General features: G+C 72.2%; 19 protein-coding genes. 5 read left to right on the top strand and 14 right to left on the bottom strand.

Annotated elements, in window-relative coordinates; all coding sequences use genetic code 11:
* Positions 1-43 precede the first annotated feature (43 nt).
* Genes AC068Z_RS02900 through pdxR form a run of 3 tightly spaced genes read right to left on the bottom strand, consistent with a single transcriptional unit; the run spans position 44 to position 3,051 of the window.
* A complete protein-coding gene (locus AC068Z_RS02900) occupies positions 44-1,228 on the bottom strand; it encodes a glutathionylspermidine synthase family protein (RefSeq protein ID WP_478551672.1) in 1,185 nt (394 codons plus the stop codon).
* 20 nt (positions 1,229-1,248) lie between these two features.
* Positions 1,249-1,614, bottom strand: coding sequence for a hypothetical protein (locus AC068Z_RS02905; protein ID WP_478551674.1), 366 nt, complete (start codon positions 1,612-1,614; stop codon positions 1,249-1,251).
* A gap of 39 nt (positions 1,615-1,653) precedes the next feature.
* Positions 1,654-3,051 carry a MocR-like pyridoxine biosynthesis transcription factor PdxR gene (pdxR, locus tag AC068Z_RS02910; protein ID WP_478551676.1) on the bottom strand — a complete coding sequence of 466 codons (1,398 nt, stop codon included), beginning with the start codon at positions 3,049-3,051 and terminating at the stop codon, positions 1,654-1,656.
* A gap of 47 nt (positions 3,052-3,098) precedes the next feature.
* Here pdxR and AC068Z_RS02915 point away from each other — a divergent pair, with 47 nt between their 5' ends.
* On the top strand, positions 3,099-3,629 hold the full coding sequence (locus tag AC068Z_RS02915; protein WP_478551678.1) for a carboxymuconolactone decarboxylase family protein: 531 nt from the start codon (positions 3,099-3,101) through the stop codon (positions 3,627-3,629).
* Positions 3,630-3,808: 179 nt separating this feature from the next.
* Here AC068Z_RS02915 and AC068Z_RS02920 read toward each other — a convergent pair whose 3' ends face one another.
* From AC068Z_RS02920 to AC068Z_RS02940, 5 genes are all read right to left on the bottom strand, one after another.
* Positions 3,809-4,762 carry an ABC transporter substrate-binding protein gene (locus AC068Z_RS02920; protein ID WP_478551680.1) on the bottom strand — a complete coding sequence of 318 codons (954 nt, stop codon included), beginning with the start codon at positions 4,760-4,762 and terminating at the stop codon, positions 3,809-3,811.
* Between the two features lies 1 nt (position 4,763).
* Entirely contained in the window at positions 4,764-6,701 is a 1,938-nt protein-coding gene (locus AC068Z_RS02925) for an ABC transporter permease (protein WP_478551682.1), read from the bottom strand.
* Positions 6,701-7,885: a quaternary amine ABC transporter ATP-binding protein gene (locus AC068Z_RS02930; RefSeq protein ID WP_478551684.1), complete on the bottom strand. Its 1,185-nt coding sequence runs from the start codon at positions 7,883-7,885 to the stop codon at positions 6,701-6,703. Before AC068Z_RS02930 ends, AC068Z_RS02925 begins: the two co-directional genes overlap by 1 nt.
* Positions 7,885-9,414: a GMC family oxidoreductase gene (locus AC068Z_RS02935; RefSeq protein WP_478551686.1), complete on the bottom strand. Its 1,530-nt coding sequence runs from the start codon at positions 9,412-9,414 to the stop codon at positions 7,885-7,887. The genes AC068Z_RS02930 and AC068Z_RS02935 overlap by 1 nt, the downstream gene beginning before the upstream one ends.
* A 78-nt stretch (positions 9,415-9,492) precedes the next feature.
* Positions 9,493-10,992 carry an aldehyde dehydrogenase family protein gene (locus AC068Z_RS02940; RefSeq protein ID WP_478551688.1) on the bottom strand — a complete coding sequence of 500 codons (1,500 nt, stop codon included), beginning with the start codon at positions 10,990-10,992 and terminating at the stop codon, positions 9,493-9,495.
* Between the two features lie 170 nt (positions 10,993-11,162).
* Here AC068Z_RS02940 and AC068Z_RS02945 point away from each other — a divergent pair, with 170 nt between their 5' ends.
* Positions 11,163-11,987: a LolA-like protein gene (locus AC068Z_RS02945; protein WP_478551690.1), complete on the top strand. Its 825-nt coding sequence runs from the start codon at positions 11,163-11,165 to the stop codon at positions 11,985-11,987.
* Between the two features lie 2 nt (positions 11,988-11,989).
* Here the strand turns inward: AC068Z_RS02945 and AC068Z_RS02950 are convergent, their stop codons facing one another.
* Complete coding sequence (locus AC068Z_RS02950) at positions 11,990-12,553, bottom strand: DinB family protein (RefSeq protein ID WP_478551691.1); 564 nt, start codon at positions 12,551-12,553, stop codon at positions 11,990-11,992.
* Between the two features lie 83 nt (positions 12,554-12,636).
* Here AC068Z_RS02950 and AC068Z_RS02955 point away from each other — a divergent pair, with 83 nt between their 5' ends.
* Positions 12,637-13,527 carry a GNAT family N-acetyltransferase gene (locus tag AC068Z_RS02955; protein ID WP_478551692.1) on the top strand — a complete coding sequence of 297 codons (891 nt, stop codon included), beginning with the start codon at positions 12,637-12,639 and terminating at the stop codon, positions 13,525-13,527.
* Positions 13,528-13,560: 33 nt separating this feature from the next.
* Here the strand turns inward: AC068Z_RS02955 and AC068Z_RS02960 are convergent, their stop codons facing one another.
* From AC068Z_RS02960 to AC068Z_RS02980, 5 genes are all read right to left on the bottom strand, one after another.
* The gene (locus AC068Z_RS02960; protein WP_478551694.1) at positions 13,561-14,295 is read right to left on the bottom strand and encodes a hypothetical protein; all 735 of its coding nucleotides are present in this window, start codon (positions 14,293-14,295) and stop codon (positions 13,561-13,563) included.
* A 123-nt stretch (positions 14,296-14,418) separates the two neighbouring features.
* Positions 14,419-15,408 carry a malate dehydrogenase gene (locus AC068Z_RS02965; RefSeq protein ID WP_478551695.1) on the bottom strand — a complete coding sequence of 330 codons (990 nt, stop codon included), beginning with the start codon at positions 15,406-15,408 and terminating at the stop codon, positions 14,419-14,421.
* Positions 15,409-15,914: 506 nt separating this feature from the next.
* Entirely contained in the window at positions 15,915-17,213 is a 1,299-nt protein-coding gene (locus tag AC068Z_RS02970) for a helix-turn-helix domain-containing protein (RefSeq protein WP_478551696.1), read from the bottom strand.
* A 573-nt stretch (positions 17,214-17,786) separates the two neighbouring features.
* A complete protein-coding gene (locus AC068Z_RS02975) occupies positions 17,787-18,257 on the bottom strand; it encodes a DUF3017 domain-containing protein (protein WP_478552276.1) in 471 nt (156 codons plus the stop codon).
* Positions 18,258-18,405: 148 nt separating this feature from the next.
* A complete protein-coding gene (locus tag AC068Z_RS02980) occupies positions 18,406-19,263 on the bottom strand; it encodes a bifunctional methylenetetrahydrofolate dehydrogenase/methenyltetrahydrofolate cyclohydrolase (protein ID WP_478551698.1) in 858 nt (285 codons plus the stop codon).
* A 290-nt stretch (positions 19,264-19,553) separates the two neighbouring features.
* Here AC068Z_RS02980 and AC068Z_RS02985 point away from each other — a divergent pair, with 290 nt between their 5' ends.
* Both AC068Z_RS02985 and AC068Z_RS02990 read left to right on the top strand, forming a co-directional pair.
* On the top strand, positions 19,554-20,150 hold the full coding sequence (locus tag AC068Z_RS02985) for a hypothetical protein (RefSeq protein WP_478551700.1): 597 nt from the start codon (positions 19,554-19,556) through the stop codon (positions 20,148-20,150).
* 1,410 nt (positions 20,151-21,560) lie between these two features.
* Positions 21,561-21,764: a hypothetical protein gene (locus AC068Z_RS02990; RefSeq protein ID WP_478551702.1), complete on the top strand. Its 204-nt coding sequence runs from the start codon at positions 21,561-21,563 to the stop codon at positions 21,762-21,764.
* Positions 21,765-21,844: the final 80 nt, after the last annotated feature.

Consider the following 21,844-nt stretch of genomic DNA (forward strand, 5'->3'; position numbering starts at 1 on the left):
CCGGGCCGTACCGGCCTGGAGGGTCGTGTGCGCCGTACCGGCCTCAGAGGATCACGTGCGGGAGGAAGCGCGCGTACTCGTCCGTGATCAGTCCCGCCGACTCGCGGATGCCCAGGCCCGCCGACTCGTCCTCGACGACCCAGGCGCCGAGGACGACCCGGTTGCCGTCGAAGTCGGGCAGCGGGGCCAGCTCCTGGTAGCAGCAGGGCTCGTCGCGGATGACGGGGTCGGCTCCCGGTTCGTGGACGGTCACGCCCGCGCCCTCGCGGCCCAGCAGGGGTTTGGCGACGTAGCCGGTGGTGCGGGCCAGGTCGCGCGGGCCGTCGAGGTGGGCCGGGAGGAGGTTGGGGTGGCCGGGGTAGAGCTCCCAGAGGACGGCCAGCAGGGCCTTGTTGGACAGGAGCATCTTCCAGGCCGGCTCGATCCACAGGGTCGTCCCGGTGCCGCCGCCGTTGTCGAGGGTGTCCAGGACCTGGCCGGCGAAGCGGTCGGTGGTGAGCCACTCCCAGGGGTAGAGCTTGAAGCAGCTGCGGATGAAGCGGAGCCGGTTGTCGACGAAGCGGCCCGAGAGTCGGTCCCAGCCGATCTCCTCCATGGAGATCCAGTCGGTGTCGAGGCCTGCCTGCTCGGCGGTCTCCTTGAGGTAGGCGACCGTCATGAGGTCTTCGCCCAGCTCGTCGGCGGAGGAGTGCGCGAAGTACAGGGGGCTGCCGGGCGGGAGGAGGGCGGCCTGCTTCCTCCAGGCGGCGACCAGGCGCTCGTGCAGGGAGTTCCACTGGTCGGCGCCGGGGAAGCGCTCCTCCATCCAGAACCACTGCGGGGAGGCGGCCTCGACCAGGGAGGTGGGGGTGTCGGCGTTGTACTCCAGCAGCTTCGCCGGGCCGCGGCCGTCGTAGCGCAGGTCGAAACGGCCGTAGACGGAGGGCAGTTCGGCCCGGCGGTGCCAGGCCTCGGTGACCGCTGCCGCTACGCGCGGGTCGGTGATGCCGAGATCGGCGAGGCGGCCGGAGCCGACGATGTGGTCCGCCGCCCGCAGGCACATGCGGTGCAGTTCCTCGACGACCACCTCCAGCGCTTCGACCTCCTCCAGCGAGAAGACGTAGTAGGCGCTCTCGTCCCAGTAGGGGCGCAGGGTGTCGTCGGGGTAGCGGGTGAGCGGGTAGATCAACCCCTGTTCCTCGACGGTCTGTTGCCAGTCGGGGCGGGGGGCGATGGTGCGGCGTTCCATGGGGATGCGTCCGGAGAGGCTCAGCCGCCGCCGCTGCCGGAGCCGGAGCAGCCGAAGCCGCCGCGGTCGACGGCCTCGCTGCGGCTGAACGTGCCGTAGTCGGCGCGGCCGCCGTCGACTTCGGCGTCGTAGTACCAGGCCGCGTCGGAGCCGCCCTTGCCGGTCTTCTTCTTGCCGCTCTTGCCGTACGACGAGCCGGAGGAACCCGAGGAACCGGACTTGCAGTTCTTGTCCGCGATGACCTTGTAGCCGTCCCAGGTGTAGCTGTCCCGGTCGACGCAGCGGCGGTCGGGTTCGGAACCGCAGGAGGTCAGTGCCGCCGCGACGACTCCCATACCGCCGAGCACCACCGTGCTGGACCGCAGTCGGCGCTTCGTCTGAGCCATGTCCCGTTCTCTCCCGTGTCCTTCGGCTGGGCGATCACCTTACGGCAGCACCCTGCACAGGGCTTCGAGGGCCCCCGACCACGCGTGGTCGGGCGGGGTCGCGTAGCCGACAACGAGCGCGTCGAGGGGGTCGGCCAGGGCCTGTTCGTGGCGGAAGTGCGCCAGGCCGTGCAGGAACAGCCCCTGCCAGTGGGCGGCCTGGACGACGGACGCCTCGGTGCCGGGCGGCAGGCACAGGACGGCGTGCAGGCCGGCCGCGATACCGGTGACCCGGACGTCCGGGGCGCGTTCGGCGAGGGCGGTGATCAGGGCGTCGCGGCGTCGGCGGTAGCGGAGGCGGGAGGCGCGGACGTGGCGGTCGTAGGCGCCGTGGGTGAGGAACTCGGCCAGGGTCAGCTGGTCGAGCACCCCGCAGGTGTCCACGTCGCCCTTGGCCGCGGCCACCGCCTCCACCAGGTGCGCCGGCAGGACCAGCCAGGCCAGTCGCAGTCCCGGGGCCAGGGACTTGCTGGCGGTGCCGAGGTGGACGACGTGCTCGGGGTCCAGGCCCTGGAGGGCGCCGACGGGCTGGCGGTCGTAGCGGAACTCGCCGTCGTAGTCGTCTTCCAGGATCAGGCCGCCGGTGCGCCGGGCCCAGTCCACGACGGCCGCCCGCCGGGCGCGGTGGAGGACGGCGCCCATCGGGAACTGGTGGGCGGGGGTGAGCAGCACGGCACCGGCGTCCGTCAACCCGCCCGGATCCGTGCCGAGTTCGTCGAAGGGGAGCGGGGTGGTCGCGAGGCCCGTTCCGGTCAGCACCTTGCGGTGCTCGGGGAGCCCGTAGGACTCGACGGCGATCGTCCGTGCGCCGCGAGCTCGCAGGACCGTGCCGAGGAGGCGCAGGCCGTGGGCGAATCCGGCGCACACGACGATGCGTTCGGGGTCGGCGCGGACGCCTCTCGCCCGGGAGAGGTAGGTGGCGAGGGCGGTGCGCAGCTCGATCCGGCCGCGTGGGTCGCCGTAGCCGAGGACGTCGTGGGGAGCGGCGGTCAGGGCGCGGCGGGCCGCCTTGAGCCACTCGGCGCGGGGGAAGGCGGAGAGGTCGGGGCGGCCCGCGGCGAGGTCGTGGGTGGGGCGGGCGCTGGTGCGGCGGGCCGGGGTGGCGGCCGTGGGGGGTGTGGAGCGGCCCTCGGCGACGCGGGTGCCCGAGCCCTGGCGGGCGGTGAGCCAGCCCTCGGCGACGAGGTCGGCGTAGGCGTCGGCGACGGTGTTGCGGGCGATGCCGAGGTCGGCGGCGAGGGTGCGGGAGGACGGCAGCCGGGTGCCGGGGGCCAGCCGTCCGGTGCGGACCGCCTCGCGCAGGGCGTCGGTGAGGCCCCGGCGCAGCCCCGGTCCGGTGGCCGGCTCCAGGTGGAGGTCGATGCCCAGCGCCGAAGAAGTGGCCCATGCTTCCGCCATGGAAATGGACCATACTCCTGGGTCTTTGGGTTCGTAGGGTCGAGGACATGACGACGACCACTGATCACACCGCCGCTGCCGCTGCCTCTTCCGCCGCCTCCGTCGAGTACGCCCCCGAGCACCCCCAGCGGCTCAACTGGGCCGAGCATGTTCCCGAGGTCTACAAGGCCATGGTCCGGCTGGACGCCGCCGCCCGGCGGGGCATGGAGCCGAAGCTGCTGGAGCTGGTGAAGATCCGGGCCTCGCAGCTGAACCAGTGCGCGTTCTGCCTCGACATGCACACCAAGGACGCGCTCGCGGCCGGGGAGAGCGTGGAGCGGATCATCCAGCTCTCGGCCTGGGAGGAGTCGGCGCACTTCTACACCGAGAAGGAGCTCGCGGCGATCGCCCTGACCGAGGCGGTCACCGTGCTCACGGACGGCTTCGTGCCGGACGAGGTGTTCGCGAAGGCCGCCGCCCACTTCGAGGAGGCCGAGCTGGCCCAGCTGATCGCCGCGATCACGGTGATCAACGCCTGGAACCGGTTCGGCGTGACCTGCCGGATGACGCCGGGCCACTACCGGCCGGGCCAGCGGTGACCGACCGGGCCGGGATCTTCCGGGCTCCGCACCGACGACCGGCCCAGGACGACCCTCGCCAGGGTGGGCGAGGCCCCTCGGCCATCGGACTCGGGGAGCGAGGGGCCACGCGGGTCACGTTCGGGCCGGGGCTGCAGCGGCGGGCGATCGAAGGGGTCGCCGCGCTGCTGAGGTGACCGTCAGGACAGCCACGACCGCCAGGTGGACTCGTGGCTGTCCACCCACTTCTTCGCCGCCTCCTCGGGGGTCAGCTTCTGGTCGGCGATCATGAGGGACACCTCGTTCTGGTCCTCGGTCGTCCACTTGAACTTCTTCAGGAAGGCCGCCGCCCGGCCGCCGTCCTCGGCGAAGTCGGCGTTGAGGTACTTCTGCAGCGGGGTGTGCGGGTAGGCGCAGGCGACCTTCTCCGGGTCCGCGTCGCAGCCCTCCTTGTACGCGGGCAGCTTCACCTCGGTCATGGGGACCTTCTCGAAGAGCCACTGGGGGGCGTACCAGTAGGTCAGGAAAGGCTTCTTCTCCTTGGCGAACTGCTTGATCTGGGTGATCTGGGCGGCCTCGGAACCGGCGAACACCACCTGGTAGTCCAGGTCGAGGTTCTTCACCAGCGCCTTGTCGTTGGTGACGTAGGAGGGCGAGCCGTCCATCAGCTGGCCCTTGCCGCCGCTCTCCGGGGTGCGGAGCCGGTCGGCGTACTTGTCGAGGTTCTTCCAGTCGGTGACGTCGGGGTGCTGCTTCGCGAAGTACGTCGGGACGTACCAGCCGATGTGGCCGGTGACGCCGAGGCCGCCGCCGTTCACGATGGTCTGCTTGTCCTTGACGTACCGCTCTTCCTGGTCGGGGTGGCCCCAGTCCTCCAGGATCGCGTCGACCCGGCCCTGGCTGAGCGCGTCCCAGGCGGGGACCTCGTCGACCTGGACGGTGTCGACGCGGTAGCCGAGCTCGTGCTCCAGCAGGTACTGGGCGACGGCCACATTGGCCTGGGCGCCCACCCAGGACTGCACCGACAGGGTCACGGTCTTCGCGCCCTGGGCGTTCGCGAACGGCGATGCCTGCTTGGTCATGTCGGCGGCGCCGCAGCCGGTGAGCAGCAGGAGGGCGCCCACCGCGGCGGTCGTGGTGATACGGACGCGCATGTCACGCTCCCTTCTTCGGCCGGCGTTCCGTCGGCTGGGTGACCCGGTCGAGCATCAGGCCCAGGCAGACGATCGCGGCACCGGCGACCAGCCCCGTCGCCAGGTCGCCCTGGGCGAGGCCGAAGACGACGTCGTAGCCGAGCGCGCCCCCGCCGACCAGGCCGCCGATGATGACGACGGCGAGGACCAGGACCACGCCCTGGTTGACCGCCAGCAGCAAGGAGCGGCGGGCGAGCGGGAGTTGGACCTGCCACAGCTGCTGGGCGGGGGTGGCGCCGAGCGAGCGGGCCGACTCCAGCGCCGCGGGGTCGACCTGGCGCAGACCCTGCGCGGTGATGCGGACGACGGCGGGCAGCGCGTAGACGACGGCCGCGGCCACCGCGGGGGCACGGCCGACGCCGAACAGCGCGACGACCGGGATCAGGTACACGAACTGCGGCATCGTCTGGAAGACGTCCAGCACCGGGCGCAGGACGCGGTCCACACGGTCGCTGCGGGCCGCGGCCACACCGACGCCGACGCCCAGGACCAGGGTGACGGCGACGGCCGCGAGCACCTGGGACAGCGTGTCGAGCGACGGCTCCCACACGCCGAGGACGCCGATCGCGGCCATGGCGAGGGTCGCGGTGAGCGCGGTGCGCCAGGTGCCGATCAGCCAGGCGAGGGCGGCGACGACGAGCAGCACGGCCCACCAGGGCAGCCACTGCAGGCCGTCGCGCACGGGGTCCAGGACCCAGGTGGTGAAGTGGCCGGCCCAGTCGGCGGTGCCGCCGATGACGGGGACGCCGGAGTAGAGGTGGGCGGTCATCCAGTCGACGGCCCGGTTGACCGGCTCGGCGATGTGCAGCTCCCAGGCCTCGGGCCAGTCGAGCCGGCCCATGAGGCGTCCGGCCACGGCGACGGCGAGCACGGCGATCAGGGCGTACGCCCGTCCCGCGCGGCCCGTGCGGCGCTCGGTGCCGTCGCCCGCGGCGGCCGTGACACGGTCCAGGACGACCGCCAGCAGCACGATCGGGATGCCGGCCGCGAGGGCGGCGCCCACGTCGACCGAGGCCAGCGCCTGGTAGACGCGGTCGCCGAGGCCGCCGGCGCCGATGACGGAGGCGATGACGGCCATGGACAGCGCCATCATGATCGTCTGGTTGACGCCGAGGAGGAGTTCCTTGCGGGCCAGCGGGATACGGGCGGTGAGCAGCCGCTGGCGGGCGGTCGCGCCGAGGGAGTCCACCGCCTCCAGGACCTCCTTGTCGGCGCCGCGCAGGCCCAGGGCGGTGAGGCGGGCCATGGGCGGGGCGGCGTAGACGACGGTCGCGAGGACGGCGGCGGGGACGCCGATGCCGAAGACCAGGACGACCGGGAGGAGGTAGGCGAAGGCCGGGAGGACCTGCATGGTGTCCAGGACCGGGCGCAGGGCTCGGTCCATACGGTCCGACAGGCCCGCGGCGAGGCCGAGGACAGCGCCCACGGCGACGGAGGCGAGGACCGCGACGACCATCAGCGCGAGGGTCTGCATGGTCGGGATCCACATGCCGAGGGCGCCGCAGGTCAGGAACGCGGCGGCGGTACCCAGGGCGAGCCTCGGCCCCGCGGTGCGCCAGGCGACGAGGGCGGCGAGAGCGGTGGTGCCGGCCCATCCCGCGGCGAGGAGGAGCAGGTAGACGGCGCGTACGGCCAGGGTGACCGCGTTGCTGACGTGGCCGAGGAAGTACAGGAACAGGGGGTGGCTGTCCCTGTTGTCGATGATCCAGTCGCTCGTGGTGGTGAGGGGGCTGGTGAGGTCGACGGTGAGGGCCGTCGGCCAGGTGCCGCCGCCCCAGCGGGCGTGGGCCAGGGGGACGAGGATCGCGGCGGCGAGGGCCAGGACGGCGAGCTTGGTGGCCGTCTCGTTCTTAAGCAGGCGCGGGAGGGTGCCCGGGGTCGGTGCGGTGATCGTTGCCATCAGACCGGCTCCGGGGTGGTGTCGGCGCCGGGGGAGGTCGCCCGCCCGCTCCGGCGGGGTGCGCCCGGCCGCGGGACGGGCGCCGCCTCAGCGGCACGACGGCCGGCGGCTACGACGGATACGGCGGATACGGCGGCAGCCGCGTCGGCCTCCGTCTTCGGAGCGACCCCCGCCACCACGTCCAGCAGCCCGTCCGCGTCCACCACGCCCATGCAGCGGCCCGCGTCCACCACGCGTGCCGGGGTGCCTGCTCGGGCCACCGCTTCGATGGCCTCCGACACCGTCGCGGTCGGAGGGACCGCCGGGCCGTTGCCCGCCTCGTGGGCGGACGCGGGGCGCATCGCCGTGCGGACCGTCAGGACCTGCTCACGGGGGACGTCGCGGACGAATTCGCGGACGTAGTCGTCGGCCGGGGAGCCGACGATCTCTTCCGGCGTGCCCAGCTGGACGACTTCGCCGTCTCTCATCAGGGCGATGCGGTCGCCGAGCTTGAGGGCCTCGCTGAGGTCGTGGGTGATGAAGACCATCGTGCGGCCCTCTTCGCGGTGCAGGCGGACGACCTCCTCCTGCATGTCCCGGCGGATCAGCGGGTCCAGGGCGCTGAAGGGCTCGTCGAAGAGCAGCACCTCGGGGTCGGCCGCCAGGGCGCGGGCCAGGCCCACCCGCTGCTGCTGGCCGCCGGAGAGCTGGCTCGGCCTGCGGCTCTCCATGCCCTCCAGGCCGACCTTCGCCACGAACTCGGCGGCGCGTTCACGGCGCTCGGCCTTGCCCACGCCCTGGATCTCCAGGCCGTACGCCACGTTGTCGAGGACCGTGCGGTGCGGCAGCAGGCCGAAGTGCTGGAAGACCATCGCGGCCCGGTGGCGGCGCAGTTCGCGCAGCCGGGACTTGTCCATCGCGCGGACGTCCTCGCCGTCGATGGCGATCGTGCCGGAAGTCGGTTCGATGAGCCGGGTGAGGCAGCGGACCAGAGTGGACTTGCCCGAGCCGGACAGGCCCATCACCACGAAGACCTCGCCCTTGTGGACGTCGAAGGAGACGTCCCGGACCGCGGCCGTGCAGCCGGTGCGGGCGCGAAGGTCGGCGGGGGCCAGTGCGGCGAGTTCGGGGTCCGTCGGGACGCGGTCCGCCTTCGGGCCGAAGACCTTCCAGAGACCCTGCACGGAGAAGACCGGAGTACTCATCACGCGTCACCACCGATCAGGTCGACCGCGCGCTCCCCGACCATGAGCACGCCGATCATCGGGTTCACGGCGGGCATGGTCGGGAAGACGGAGGCGTCCGCGATCCGGATGCCCTCCAGGCCCCGGATCCGCAACTGTGGGTCCACCACGGCGAGTTCGTCGTCCTCGGCGCCCATCCGGCAGGTACCCGCGGGGTGGTAGACGGTGTGCGCGACCTTGCGGGCGTACTCGCTCAGTTCCGCGTCGCCGACGACCTCCGGGCCCGGGCAGACCTCGCGCTTGAGCCAGCCGGCCAGCGGCTCGGTCCTGGCGATCTGGCGGGCGATGCGGATGCCGTCCACCAGCGTGCGCCCGTCGTAGTCGTCCTCGTCGGTGAAGTAGCGGAAGTCCAGGGCGGGCTTGACCGAGGGGTCCGGGCTGGTCAGGTACAGGCGGCCGCGGGACTTCGGCTTGGGGATGTTCGGGGTCATCGAGACGCCGAACTCGGGGCGTTCGTAGCCGAGGCGCTCCGGGTTGTCGGTGAACGGGATCTGGTAGAAGTGGAACATCAGGTCGGGGCCCGCGTGTTCGGGGTCGCGGCGCACGAACAGGCCCGCGTCGGAGTCCATCGCGGAGTTCTCCGGGATGGGGCCGTTGGTCTCCCAGACGATCACGGACTCGGGGTGGTCGAGCAGGTTCTCGCCCACGCCCGGCAGGTCGAGCGCCACGGGTATGCCGAGCGCCTCCAGGTCCTCGCGGCGGCCGATGCCCGAGTGCAGCAGCAGGCGGGGCGAGTCCACGGCGCCCGCGCACAGCAGCACCTCGTTGCGGGCGCGGACGAGGAACTCCTCGCCGTTTTTGGCGCGGACGTGCACGCCCTCGGCCCGGGTCCCGTCGAGTTGCAGCTTGTACGCCCAGGTCTCCAGCAGGATCGTCAGGTTCGGGCGCTCGTCCATCACCGGGTGCAGATACGCCACCGAGGCGGACGACCGCTTGTTGTCCTCGGGGTGGTAGGCGAGGTCGAAGAAGCCGGCGCCCTCGGTGAACGGCTTCTGGTTGAAGCCCTCCACGCGGGGTACCCCGAGTGCTGACTGGGCCGCGTCGACGAAGTCGCGGGCGATGGCGTTCCGGTCCTTCTCGTCGACCGGGACGATGTTGTTCAGCAGGCGGGCGTAGTACGCCTCCATCGGCACGGCACCCCAGCCCTTGGCGCCGGCCTCCTCCCACTCGTCCCAGTCGGACGGCAGCGGCTTGAACGCGATCAGGGTGTTGTGGGACGAGCAGCCACCGAGGACCCGGGCACGGCTGTGCCGGATGTGGGAGTTGCCGCGCGGCTGTTCGGTGGTCGGGTAGTCGTAGTCCAGTTCGCCGCCGAGCAGGCCCATCCAGCGGCGCAGGGTCAGGACGTCGTCACGGCCGACGTCGCTGGGGCCGCCCTCGATGACGGCGACGGTGACATCGGGGTTCTCGGTCAGCCGGGAGGCGATGACGGAGCCCGCGGTGCCGCCGCCGATGACGACGTAATCGTAGACATGCGTGTTCTCGGACATGGGGGGTCGCTCCAGAGAGGTGCGGGGAGGAGGGGGTCGGCCGGGTTCGGGGACGGACCGGCCCGGTTCGCGGAGGGGTCAGCCCGCGAACCAACGGACGGGCTTCGGCGCGAGGTTCTGGTAGACGTGCTTGCTCTCGCGGTACTCGGCGAGCCCGGACGGGCCCAGCTCACGGCCGACGCCGCTCTTGCCGAAGCCGCCCCACTCCGCCTGCGGGAGGTAGGGGTGGAAGTCGTTGATCCAGACGGTGCCGTGGCGCAGCCGCCCGGCCACGCGGCGGGCGCGGCCCGCGTCGGCGGTCCAGACGGCGCCCGCGAGGCCGTACTCGGTGTCGTTGGCGAGCGCGACGGCCTCGTCCTCGGTGCGGAAGGTCTCGACGGTGAGGACGGGACCGAAGACCTCCTCGCGGACGACCTTCATCTCGCGGTGGCAGGCGTCGAGGACGGTCGGCTCGTAGAAGTAGCCCTCGCCGAGGCCTTCGGGCCGCTTGCCGCCGGTCCGCAGGACCGCGCCCTCGGCCAGCGCGGAGGCGACGTACGACTCGACCTTCGCGCGCTGCTGCTCGGAGACGAGGGGGCCGCACTCGACGCCGTCGTCCGTGCCCCGGCCCAGCCGGATACGGGCGGCCCGGCGGGCGAGTTCGGTGACGAAGCGCTCCCGCACGGACTCCTCGACGATGAGGCGGCCGCCGGCCGAGCAGACCTGGCCGCTGTGGATGAAGGCGGCGTTGAGGGCCTGGTCCACGGCGGTGTCGAAGCCCTCCTCGGTGGCGCAGGCGTCGGCGAAGACGACGTTGGGGTTCTTGCCGCCGAGTTCGAGGGCGACCTTCTTCACCGAGACGGCCGCCGCCTGCGCCACCCTGACGCCGCTGACCAGGCCGCCGGTGAAGGAGACGAGGTCGACGTCGGGGTGCTCGCAGAGGCGGGCGCCGACGGTGTGGCCGGGGCCCGTGACGATGTTCGCGACTCCGTCGGGCAGGCCCGCCTCCGCCAGCAGGTCGATCAGCGCGACGGTCGTCATCGGGGTGATCTCGCTCGGCTTGACCACGAAGGTGTTGCCTGCGGCGAGCGCGGGCGCGATCTTCCAACTGGCCTGGAGGAGCGGGTAGTTCCAGGGGGTGATCAGGGCGCACACACCGACCGGCTCGTGTACGACGACGCTGTGGACGTCGGCCGAGCCCGCGTCGACGACCCGGCCCGGGGCCTCGGCGGCGACGAGGTCGGCGAAGTAGCGGAAGGCGTCGGCGACGCAGTCGATGTCGACGCGGCCCTCCTCGAGGGTCTTGCCGGCGTCCCGGCTCTCCAGGGCGCCGAGTTCCTCGCGGTCGCGGGTCAGGAGGTCGGCGACGCGGCGCAGGAGGGCGGCGCGTTCGGCGACGGGGGTGCGGGGCCACTCCCCCTCGTGGAACGCGCGCCGGGCGGCCTCGATCGCCAGGTCGGTGTCCTGCTCGTCGCCCTCGGCGACCACAGCGAAGGGCCGGGCGACCGCTGGGTCGATGATGTCGCGGGTGGCGCCGGAGATCGATTCCCGCCACTCGCCGTCGACATGGATCGTCCGTCGTTCGTGCTGCCTTGCCATGATCGGTATTGCCTTCCGTTCCTGTTCAGTGCCCCTGAGTGACAGAGGTGTCACCTTCGGGGACCGGCACCACCTGCCCGGAGCCCGTCGCGGGCATGCGCAAATCGGGGCCGAAAGTGGGCGGCGTCACTGAACATGCGGGCAAATAGGGCGAAACGTACGCTGAGGGCGTGAGGCGGACCACTGCGGCCGCGCACCACGACGGTCGCGCACCACGGAGGTCGCGCACCACGGAGGTGACGTCCATGGCCGTACGGGCGCTGATCTCGGCCGCCGCGGTGAGCGCGACGCTGCTGCTGGCCCCCGCGGCGGCCGCGGGCGACGACCCCGGCGCGCGGCAGCTCGCCGACGAGGCGGAGCGCAACCTCCTGGACGCGAAGTCGGTCCGTCTGAAACTGACGGACCGCGGCGCGGAGGCGCGGAAGAGCACAACGCAGCCGGTCTCGATGGATCTGTCCCTGGACCGGGACGGCAACTGCGCCGGCACGCTGGAGATGGGCGCCGACGGCGGCAGCGTCGAGATCGTCAAGCGCGGCGAAGAGGTGTGGATGAAACCCGACACCGCGTTCTGGAAGGCGCAGGTGCCGGGCGGCGAGGGCGACGCGGTCGCCGAGCTGTTCGAGAACCGCCACATCCACGGCTCCACGGACGACGCACTGCTCAAGGGCATGGCCGACACCTGCGACCTGAGCAACTTCCAGCGGGACGTCGGCACCGGCTCCGCATCCGGGGACACCGCCCTGAAGAAGGGCGAGGAGACCGAGCGGGACGGCACGAAGGTCATCCCGCTCACCGGCGACCTCGACGGCGCGCGCACCACGCTGTACGTCACCTCCGACGCCCCGCACCTGCTGGTCGAGGCGACCCAGCGGGGCGACGGTGTCGATGTGACCCTGGCCTTCTCCGAGTACGGCGAGCCGGTCCCGTCCGAGACCCCTCCGGCGGAGGAGACGGTCGACGTCGGCAGGCTGGAGGACGAGCTGCGGAGCGTGTGAGGCTAGAACGGCCGGTACTCGTCCGGCGGGTCCTCCCCCACCCGGCCGTCGATCGATTCGCGGATCAGGTCCACCTGGCCGACATGGCGGGCGTACTCCTCGACCATGTCGATGAGCAGGCGGCGCAGGCTCGGGGACTCGCCGCCGCGCGACTTGTACGCGACGAGCCGACCGGGTCCGCCCTCCGCGAGGGCCTTGCCTACGTTCACGCGGGAGCGGGCCACCGTCTCGCGCCAGAGCGTGTACAGCTCCTCGGGGCTGTCCTGGGCGGCGGAGCGCCACTCCCAGTCGGGTTCGGCGTCCCAGTCGACGGTGTTCCACGGCGGGCCCGGGTCCTCCCCGAGCAGCCGCAGGGTGAAGTACTCGGCCTCCACGAGCGCCAGATGCTTGAGCATCCCGCCGACGGTGAGCGCGGAGGGCGCGAGCCGCGCGGTCAGGGCCGCGGCGTCCAGGCCCTCGCACTTCCAGGCGAAGATGCGGCGCTGCCGTTCGAGGGAGCCGACCAGGGTGTCGGCCTCGTCCCCGGCGACCGGGGGTTCAAGCAAGATCTCGGTGTCCTCACTCATGCGAGGCACCCTAGGCGCGAGCACGGACAGCCGGGCCGACTTCTCTGGACAACCCCGAATCCTTTGACTAACGTCAAAGAAATATGGAACCCGTGTCGACGGAGCAGGTGACGGCCTTCCGCCGTTTCAACCGCTACTTCACGCGCCGTATCGGCGTCCTCCACGACCACTACCTCGGCCAGGACCGCCCGCTCGGCGAGGCCCGGCTGCTGTTCGAGATCTCCCACGCCACGGAGGGGGTCTCCCTGCGCGAGCTGCGGGCCCGACTCGGCCTGGACGCCGGGTACTTGAGCCGGATGGCCAAGGCGCTGCAGGCGCAGGGCATGATCCGGCTCCGTGTGCATCCGGACGACAACCGGCTGCGGACGGCCGAGTTGACCGCGGCCGGCCGGACCGAGCTTAAGGAGCAGGAGCGCCGGGCCAACGCCCTGGTGGCCGACCTCCTCGGCGGCCTCACCCCGGGCCAGCGCGGCGAACTGACCGAGGCCATGGGCACCACCCGGCGCCTTCTGCGCCTCGCCGCCATCACCGTCGAGCCGGTGGACGGCGCCTCCGCGGACGCGCGTGCCTGTCTCGACGCCTACGCCGCCGACATCGACGCGCGCTTCCCCGAGGGCTTCGATCCCGCCGATCTCGTACGGCCCGAGGAGGTCTCCGGGGACGCCGGGGCGTTCTTCGTGGCGTACGAGGAGGGGCGGCCCGTGGGATGCGGGGCGCTGCGGCGGCTGGAGCCGGGGGTGGGTGAGATCCGGCATGTGTGGGTGCACCCGGACGCCCGCCGCCTCGGACTCGCCCGCCGGCTCCTCGGCGCGCTGGAACGCGAGGCGACCGCACGGGACTTGTCGGCCGTACGACTGGACACGCACGCCTCGCTCACGGAGGCGCAGGCGATGTACCGGGCGTGCGGGTACGCGGAGATCCCCCGGTACGGCGACAACGTCTACGCGAGCCACTGGTTCGAGAAGCGGCTCTGACACTTCGCGACCGGCTCTGGCCCTGACGTGCCGTCACGGGCAGTCCGCTCCTGTGGGGCAGAAGGAGGTCAGGGCCGTGGTGAGCGGGGCGCGGACCTGGTCCGGGGGCAGGTTTTCGGGGCCGCTGGCGCGGATCGCGTACGGCGTGCCGTCGGCGGCCTCGAAACGGTGGTCGACGACCAGGCGGGGGCCCTTGTCCTCGTCGTCGTAGCGGTAGGTGAGCTCCTCGAAGCCGGGACCTGAGTCGCGGGCGAGGGGGCGGTAACCGGGGCGGGCGGCGAAGCCGTAGCCGGGGGCGGTCTCGGCCTTCGTCAGGGACTCTTCGGGGGTGCGCTCGCTGACCTCGAAGATCTGCAGCTGACGGCCGTCGTCGGGGGCGTCGTAGTAGACGACCGGGGCTTCCTCGCCCGGTTTCTGACGGCGGATCCAGTCCTCGGGGACGAGGAGGGTGTAGCCGACGGGGTCCTGGGCGCGGCGGTAGCCCGGGGTGGCCGGTGCGGCGGAGGAGGACGTGGCGGTGACGACGTCCGTGGGCGGGGTGGCGGCGGGTGCGGTGCCGCCGTCGTCCCTGAGGAGGGCCCAGACCCCGGCGCCGACGCCCACGCCCAGGACCACCGCGGCCAGGAGGGCCAGGAGCAGCCGGGGTGCGCGAGACGGGGGCGGGGAGGGTGCGGGGGCGGAGGGGAAGCCGCCGTAGGTCTGGGTCTCCGCGGACGACCAGGGAGCCTGGCCGCGCTCCTCGCTCGGGTCGTGTCCCCAACCGCTCATCGCGAACCCCCGAATCGCCGTGCCGGCAACGCTTTTCCGACGGTAGCGGCAGAACGGGCCACAGGCCCCGTTCCGGCGGAAACCGGAACGGGGCCTGTGGGCTTGCGCGATGAGCCGGGACGCTCAGATGAGGCCGAGACCGCGGACCGCGTCGCGCTCCTCCGCCAGCTCGGCGACCGAGGCGTCGATGCGGGTGCGGGAGAACTCGTTGATCTCCAGGCCCTGGACGATCTCGTACTTGCCGTCCTTGCAGGTGACGGGGAAGGAGGAGATGAGGCCCTCCGGGACGCCGTAGGAGCCGTCCGACGGGATGCCCATGGAGACCCAGTCGCCGTCGGCGGTGCCGTTGACCCACGAGTAGACGTGGTCGATGGCGGCGTTGGCGGCCGAGGCGGCGGAGGAGGCGCCACGGGCCTCGATGATGGCCGCGCCGCGCTTGGCGACGGTCGGGATGAAGTCGTCGGCCAGCCACTTCTCGTCGTTGACGACCTCGGCGGCGTTCTTGCCGGCGATCGTGGCGTGGAAGATGTCCGGGTACTGGGTGGCGGAGTGGTTGCCCCAGATCGTCAGGCGCTTGATGTCGGCGACCGTCGAACCCGTCTTCTTCGCGAGCTGGGTGAGCGCGCGGTTGTGGTCCAGGCGGGTCATCGCGGTGAAGCGCTCGGCCGGTACGTCCGGGGCGGCGGCCTGGGCGATCAGGGCGTTGGTGTTGGCCGGGTTGCCGACCACGAGGACCTTGATGTCGTCCGCGGCGTGGTCGTTGATGGCCTTGCCCTGCGGCTTGAAGATGCCGCCGTTGGCCTCCAGCAGGTCGCCGCGCTCCATGCCCTTGGTGCGGGGGCGGGCGCCGACGAGGAGGGCGACGTTGGAGCCGTCGAAGGCGACGTTCGGGTCGTCGGTGATCTCGATGCCCTGCAGCAGCGGGAACGCGCAGTCGTCCAGCTCCATGGCCGTGCCCTCGGCGGCCTTCAGCGCGGGCGTGATCTCCAGGAGGCGCAGCTTGACCGGCACGTCCGCGCCGAGCAGCTGGCCGGAGGCGATGCGGAAGAGCAGGGCGTAACCGATCTGGCCGGCCGCGCCGGTGACGGTGACGTTCACGGGAGTGCGGGTCATGGCGTTCTCCGTATGACAGCTGGCGGTGGGGCGTCCCTGCCCCGGATGTTTGATCGATCTCTTGGCGTCAAGAGAGATCCAGCGGTCAGGCTATCGCGCATCCGGGATGCCGGACGTCCGGGTCGGTGTGGCCCACCCCACAGACCCCCGAAAAGGGCGGCCGCCCGGTCCGGGAGAGGGAAGGACGCGGGCGGCCGTCTGGTGGGGGTACCGGGGTGCCGGACTCCCGTGGGGGTACCGAGCGCGTGCCCGCATCGGCCGGGACTATTCCTGCGGCGGCGGGATTTCTTTCGCCCCCGCCGCCCGGCCGACTACCGCACCCCCACTCAGCCGCACGGCCGACAACGCACCCCCACTCAGCCGCACGGCCGACAACGCACCCACTCAGCCGCGCGAGTACGGCGTGCAGCACTCAGCCGCACGATTACCGCCCGCAGCACTCAGCCGCACGACTACCGCCCGCAGCACCCAGCCGCGCGCTTACCCCGCAGCCCTCAGCCGCGTGCTTACTGCGTGCAGCCCTCTTCGCCCGCCGCCAGCGTCACGCACGCCGTCGCGTCGCCCGCGTCTTTGACCGCGACCATCGGGGTGTACGCGATGGTGTCGCCGGTGACCGTGATCTTGCCGGTCTGCTCCGTCTTGCCCACCGTCACCCGGACCTCGTCGCCCTCGGATGCCTGCGTGACGCGGCCCCAGGCCGCCCCACAGGTCTCGCTGTAGCGGACTTCCACGACCGCCGTGCCGACGGTCGCCGTCTTGGCCGTGGTCACGAGGTCGCCGCTGCAGCCCATGCTCTCGGCGTCCTTGCCCGTGCACGAGGCCCCGCTGCACTCCACCCCGGGGGGCAGGTTCTGGTCCGTCGTCACTGTCGGGGACGGGGACTTCGTACCGCCCTCGTTCTCCTTGCCGTCGCCCCGGTCAGTCAGGAAGAAGGCCGCCGCGACCACGACCAGCACGCCCACGACGCCCGCGAGGAACATGGTCAGCCGTCGCTTGCCCTTGCCCTCGCCCGAGGGCCCGGCACCCGGCCGCGGCATCCGCGGCGGTTCGCCGTACGACGCAGCGGAGGAGGAAGAGGAGGGGCTGGAGGGAGCGGAGGAGGAGGCGGCGGGCGACGCATGCCTCGCACCGCCACCCGTTCCGCCGATTCCGCTTCCGCCCGTTCCGCTTCCGCCCGTTCCGTTTCCGCTCGCCCGCGACGGACCGCGGTAGCCCGCGACGCCCCACGAGTTGCCGCCCGCCGACGACGCCGACTCCTCGGCCGCGTCCCGAACGGCACCGGAGTCCCGGACGGCACCCGAATCCCGGACCGCACCGGAGTCCCGGACCGCGCCCGAGTCCCGGCCGGTCCCCGCGCCCGCTCCCGTCGACTGCGGTGGCACCGTGGGGGCCACTCCCGCCGGTCCCGCGATGCCCGGCGTCGCCGTCGCGCTGCCGCTCTTGCGGGCCACCCTGTCGCCCTTGGCGTTCGCCGGAGGCGCGCCGAACTCCCCGAGCGCGGCCCGCGCCTGGGAGATCCGGATCGCCTCCATCGTCATGTCGTGCCGCATCTCCGAGCGGCTCCACGCCCGCTCGGCCAGCTCCCACATGGTGGTGAGGTGAATCGGATTGGTCCCGGTCACCTCGGCCAGTGCGACGATCGCACCCTTGGGCGCCAGCAGCCGCCCGTTCAGATACCGCTCCCAGGACGTCTTGCTGTAGCCCGTCCGGTCGGCGACCGCCGCGACGCTCAGTCCACTGCGGTCCACCAGCCGGCGCAGCTGGCTGGCGAACTCTCTGACCTGCGGATCCAGTTCATCCGGCAAGGCCCTCCAACGAGGCATTGCTTCCCCCCTCTTCCCCCCGGTCCGTGCTGTCTCTTCCCCCGCGCGTGTCGCCCAGTCAGGATCTCAGGTCCCCGGGTGGGGGCGCACGGGAGCAAGGGGGCCGTGGGCATGCACGGTCGCACGCCCACCGGGCCGCGGTCCAGTCTCCCACCGCCCGTTCCCCTGCGGCCGCTCTCCCCCCGCGGCAAGCGCTCACAGCCGTGCGGGACGTCCCGGACCGTCCCGATTGGCCACGCTAGCCCGACTGTCGAACGACTTCCCTCCAAATCCGCAAACTTGTCAACACATCGCCACACAGAACGCACATGTACGGTCACTCAGGGCACGCGAATCCGGCCTGTTCACCCCAGCCCCAACGCCCCGTCTTCGGGGCGGACCGACTCGGATGACGGCACCCGATGTCGCTTCGGTTCCCGACGTTCCGGAACGGTCACCGCTGTGCCACAGCGCCCTGACAGTCGTTGAACAGGGACTTCCCGGTGCACGAAGGTGAATGCGACGGCGGCCCGTCCTTCCTCGGGGGAGAGGGCGGGCCGCCGTCGTGCGCGCGTCTCAGTTGCTGACCGTGAAGTGCAGGGTGTCCTTCAGGAACGGGATCTCCAGCCAGGGCTTCGGCTGCACCATCATCGCCAGCAGGGCGATCGCCGTGCCGAGCACCGCGTAGGTGACGATGTCCGTGAAGCGGGAGCGGACCGCGAGCATGCCGACGTCCGGCAGCAGCCAGCGCAGCGCCCCGCCGAGCAGCAGCGCGACACCGATCAGCAGCGTGCCGACGCGGAAGGTGTCCAGGGCGGTCAGCAGCAGCCCCAGGCCGACCAGCGCCAGCACCAGCAGGACCGGCCACTGCCGGGCCGGTGCCGGGGCGTCCCCGGGGGCCGCCCGGCCGCCGCCCTCGGGGCGGGCCGTGTCCCGTGTGAACAGCGGGAAGCGGCGGGTCGTACGGCGCGGCCGGCCCTCGGCGTCGGGCGCGCTGATGGGGTCGCGCACCTCGATCTCGTCGGGCGCGCTGACGGGGTCGCGCACCTCGGCCTCGTCGGGCGCGTCGGCAGCGTTCCGCACCTCGGCAGTGTCACCGGTCTCCGCGGCGTCACGGACTTCCACGGCATCCTCCACGGCGTCCCGCGCCTCCGCGTCAGCCGCCTCCGCCGCGTCCACCGCCGCGTTCTCCGGCTTACCGGACGACACTGCGCTCCGCCGCCTCGACCACGTTGACCAGCAGCTGGGCCCGGGTCATCGGGCCGACACCGCCGGGGTTCGGGGAGATCCAGCCCGCCACCTCGGCCACGCCCGGGTCGACGTCGCCCACGATCTTGCCCTCGGCGCTGCGCGAGACACCGACGTCGAGCACGGCCGCCCCCGGCTTGACGTCCTCGGGGCGGATCAGGTGGGCGGAACCGGCGGCGGCGATGATGATGTCGGCGCGCTTGAGGTGCGACGACAGATCCCGCGTCCCCGTGTGGCACTGGGTCACCGTGGCGTTCTCGCTGCGCCGGGTGAGCAGCAGGGGCATCGGGCGGCCGATGGTGACGCCACGTCCCACGACCACGACCTCGGCGCCCTTGATCTCCACGCCGTAGCGGCGCAGGAGGGTCAGCACGCCGTTGGGGGTGCAGGGCAGGGGGGCCGGCTCGTTCAGGACCAGGCGGCCGAGGTTCATCGGGTGCAGGCCGTCGGCGTCCTTGTCCGGGTCCATCAGTTCGAGGATGCGGTTCTCGTCGATGCCCTTGGGGAGCGGCAGTTGGACGATGTAGCCGGTGCAGGCCGGGTCCTCGTTCAGTTCCCGGACGACCGCCTCGATCTCCTCCTGCGTGGCGGTGGCGGGCAGTTCGCGCTGGATGGAGGCGATGCCGACCTGGGCGCAGTCGCGGTGCTTGCCGGCGACGTACTTCTGGCTGCCGGGGTCCTCCCCGACCAGGATCGTGCCGAGGCCGGGCGTGACGCCCTTCTCCTTCAGCGCCGCCACGCGGGCGGTCAGATCGGACTTGATCGCGGCTGCGGTGGCCTTGCCATCGAGAATCTGGGCGGTCATGAGCCCATCCTCGCGGATGACGGGGTCCCGGTTCCAATCCGGGTCCCGGCCGTCGGTCCGGCCGGGACCGCGCCGGCGTCGTGCCCATGATCAGCGAGGTTGCACTTGCACAACACATAGGGATTGCGGCTGGACAACGAACCGGCCACTGAAGAACGATTGTCGCCACAGTGCCGCGGGCAGTACCGGGGGGACGAACCGCATCTGTTGAACCTTCCTCCGAACCGTGCCGCTCGACGTCCCCACACCCATCGGTCACAGCACTTTCGGTCACACGGAGGAACACCGCCATGAGTTTCGGCGACCCGAACAGCCCGTACGGGCCCCCGCCCCAGCAGCAGCCCCCGGCCCCCGGTTACGGCTACCCGCAGCAGGCCCCGCCCGGCGTCCCGCCGCAGTACGGCGCCTACCCGGCCGCTCCTCCGATGCAGGGCTACGGCTACCCGCCGGCCGGTCCGGCCCAGATGCCCGGCATCACGCGCGCCGCGCAGATCATGCTCGGCATCATCGTGCTCGCGCACGCGGTCATAGCGGGGCTGTACGGCTACAGCCTCACCGAGTGGGACGAGATCGTGGCGGAGGCCGACCTCAGCGGTGACTCGCAGGCCCAGGCGATCGCCGACCTCGGCAAGGGCATCCTCGTCTTCTTCATCGGCCTCGCCGGCATCTTCGCGCTGCTCGGCCTCGCACTGCTGCTCCAGTACGCCAAGGGCGGCAACGGCGTCCGGGTCTGCTCCATCGTGTACGGCTCGTTCGCGATCGTCACCGGCGTCTTCATGATCGCCGCGTGGGGCATCGGGCTGCTGATCATCGCGGTCGCGATCCTGCTGATCGTGTTCGCGGCGAAGCGGGCCAGCGCGCAGTGGTTCCAGCGCCCGCGGTTCTGAGCACCTCGCGACAGTCCTCGACCAGGGCCGTGTCTCACCCGAACGAGGGGGGACACGGCCCTGTTTTTCACCGGCTCGCTGCCACGGACAATCCTCCGGAAACTCCTGGCCCGTCGCCTGCCCTCCCCTTCGTCGGACCGGGGGACGCGGCCGGACCGCTGGAGGCCTGGCGGAAGATCGTCCGGGACTGTCTGGCGCGTACGCAGGACGAGCATGGGGAATTCGGCAGGGACGTACGCCTCGCTCTCGCACCAGCTGGTCGGCAGTTGCACCTACAACCCCTCGCTGTGGGGGGGGTGCCGCGCTCGCTGCTCTGAGCGCGGGCCCGGGCCGCGCGGAGCACCGAGGCGCCGACCGGGGTGAGGGAGTGCAGGCGCTCGCGCCGTGCCGCCGGCTGGTGATGAGGCCCGCGTCCCGCAGGGCGGTCGCGTGCCGGCTGGCGGAGGAGGCGGAGACACCGGCGGCCCGCGCGATCTCCCCGGTGGTGGCGCCGTGCGCGACCGCCCGCAGTGCGGTGGCTCGGGCCTGCCCGAGGAGCGCGGTGAGCGGCGCGTCCGACGAGGGCGCGGGCGGTTCGTGGACGAGGGGGTAGACCAGGACGGGCGGCAGGCCCGGATCGGCGAAGGTGATGGGCCGGCGGAGCAGGAAGTACGACGGCACGAGCAGCATCCCGCGCCCGTCCAGGTGCACGTCCCGGTCCACGGCGGGGTGGTAGTCGGCGTACAGGACCGGTCGCTCCCACCGCGTCCAGGGCCCGAGCCCCGCCGGCAGTGCGTCGACGCCGCCGTCCAGCAACTCCCGCCCCCGCAGCGCCCTTTCGGCCTCGACGTGGGCGTGCAGCCGCTCCTCGTAGGGCGCCACGGCGATGTCGTAGTAGGCCCGCAGCAGCCGTACGAACTCCTCCCGTGCGCCGCGCTCGGCGAGTCCGGCGGCCCATGCGGGCGCGCCCACGACCTGGTCGAGACGGCGCATCTCCTCCCGGACCCGGCCGGCCGGCCACGCCGACTGGTACCGGACCACGCGGGCCCGGCTGCGCGAGGCCGGACTCGAGCGGGCCGTACGGAAGGTGCTGCTGGGCCCAACGCCCTTCCCTGGTCCGCAGCCTGTGCAGGCTGACGGCGATGTCCCAGAGGGGGGCGGACGTGGTGCGCAGCCGGAGCCCGGCCAGGTCGGCATCGCTGAAGTGGACGCGGAGCATCTCGTTCTCCCCCGGTGAACTGAGCTTTTGCGTTCAGCCCCAACAGGATCGCCAAAGACGCCTCGGCCGGGCAACAGTGGAGATCGGCGAGGTGCGGGCCCGATTCGCCCTCGCCTGAACGGTTTCAGAAGGCCGCCGCTCTCCGCCCCCGCCACCCGGCCGGGGCCCACCCGGAGCACGGCGGCCGCGAACCGACGGGGGACGGCCGGACCGTGTTGCTGGCATTGGCGGTGAGCTGCGGGTTCCGGGTGGTCGGCGAGGAGCTCAGGATCGCGTACGACCCCGACGACCCGAGCTACGCCGAGAACCTCGACCACATGGCCAGGGCGTCCTTCGGCCGCGAGGACCTCATCGTCGCCGGGGTCTGGATCGCCGGGTTCCTGGTGATGGCGTCCTGCGCGGCGACCGCCGACTGAAGGCGGTACGGCGGCACCGCCGTTACACGAGCGAGGGCCCGTACCGGGCTGGCTCGGCGGCCGCGTCGAGCCGCATGACC

It is taken from the genome of Streptomyces sp. NPDC043726 (assembly GCF_056436565.1).

Bases quoted from the DNA above. Each gene is read 5' to 3' on its own strand.
- AC068Z_RS02900 (WP_478551672.1), bottom strand. From the start codon at position 1,228: ATGGAACGCCGCACCATCGCCCCCCGCCCCGACTGGCAACAGACCGTC.
- AC068Z_RS02905 (WP_478551674.1), bottom strand. From the start codon at position 1,614: ATGGCTCAGACGAAGCGCCGACTGCGGTCCAGCACGGTGGTGCTCGGC.
- pdxR (WP_478551676.1), bottom strand. From the start codon at position 3,051: ATGGCGGAAGCATGGGCCACTTCTTCGGCGCTGGGCATCGACCTCCAC.
- AC068Z_RS02915 (WP_478551678.1), top strand. From the start codon at position 3,099: ATGACGACGACCACTGATCACACCGCCGCTGCCGCTGCCTCTTCCGCC.
- AC068Z_RS02920 (WP_478551680.1), bottom strand. From the start codon at position 4,762: ATGCGCGTCCGTATCACCACGACCGCCGCGGTGGGCGCCCTCCTGCTG.
- AC068Z_RS02925 (WP_478551682.1), bottom strand. From the start codon at position 6,701: ATGGCAACGATCACCGCACCGACCCCGGGCACCCTCCCGCGCCTGCTT.
- AC068Z_RS02930 (WP_478551684.1), bottom strand. From the start codon at position 7,885: ATGAGTACTCCGGTCTTCTCCGTGCAGGGTCTCTGGAAGGTCTTCGGC.
- AC068Z_RS02935 (WP_478551686.1), bottom strand. From the start codon at position 9,414: ATGTCCGAGAACACGCATGTCTACGATTACGTCGTCATCGGCGGCGGC.
- AC068Z_RS02940 (WP_478551688.1), bottom strand. From the start codon at position 10,992: ATGGCAAGGCAGCACGAACGACGGACGATCCATGTCGACGGCGAGTGG.
- AC068Z_RS02950 (WP_478551691.1), bottom strand. From the start codon at position 12,553: ATGAGTGAGGACACCGAGATCTTGCTTGAACCCCCGGTCGCCGGGGAC.
- AC068Z_RS02955 (WP_478551692.1), top strand. From the start codon at position 12,637: ATGGAACCCGTGTCGACGGAGCAGGTGACGGCCTTCCGCCGTTTCAAC.
- AC068Z_RS02960 (WP_478551694.1), bottom strand. From the start codon at position 14,295: ATGAGCGGTTGGGGACACGACCCGAGCGAGGAGCGCGGCCAGGCTCCC.
- AC068Z_RS02965 (WP_478551695.1), bottom strand. From the start codon at position 15,408: ATGACCCGCACTCCCGTGAACGTCACCGTCACCGGCGCGGCCGGCCAG.
- AC068Z_RS02980 (WP_478551698.1), bottom strand. From the start codon at position 19,263: ATGACCGCCCAGATTCTCGATGGCAAGGCCACCGCAGCCGCGATCAAG.
- AC068Z_RS02985 (WP_478551700.1), top strand. From the start codon at position 19,554: ATGAGTTTCGGCGACCCGAACAGCCCGTACGGGCCCCCGCCCCAGCAG.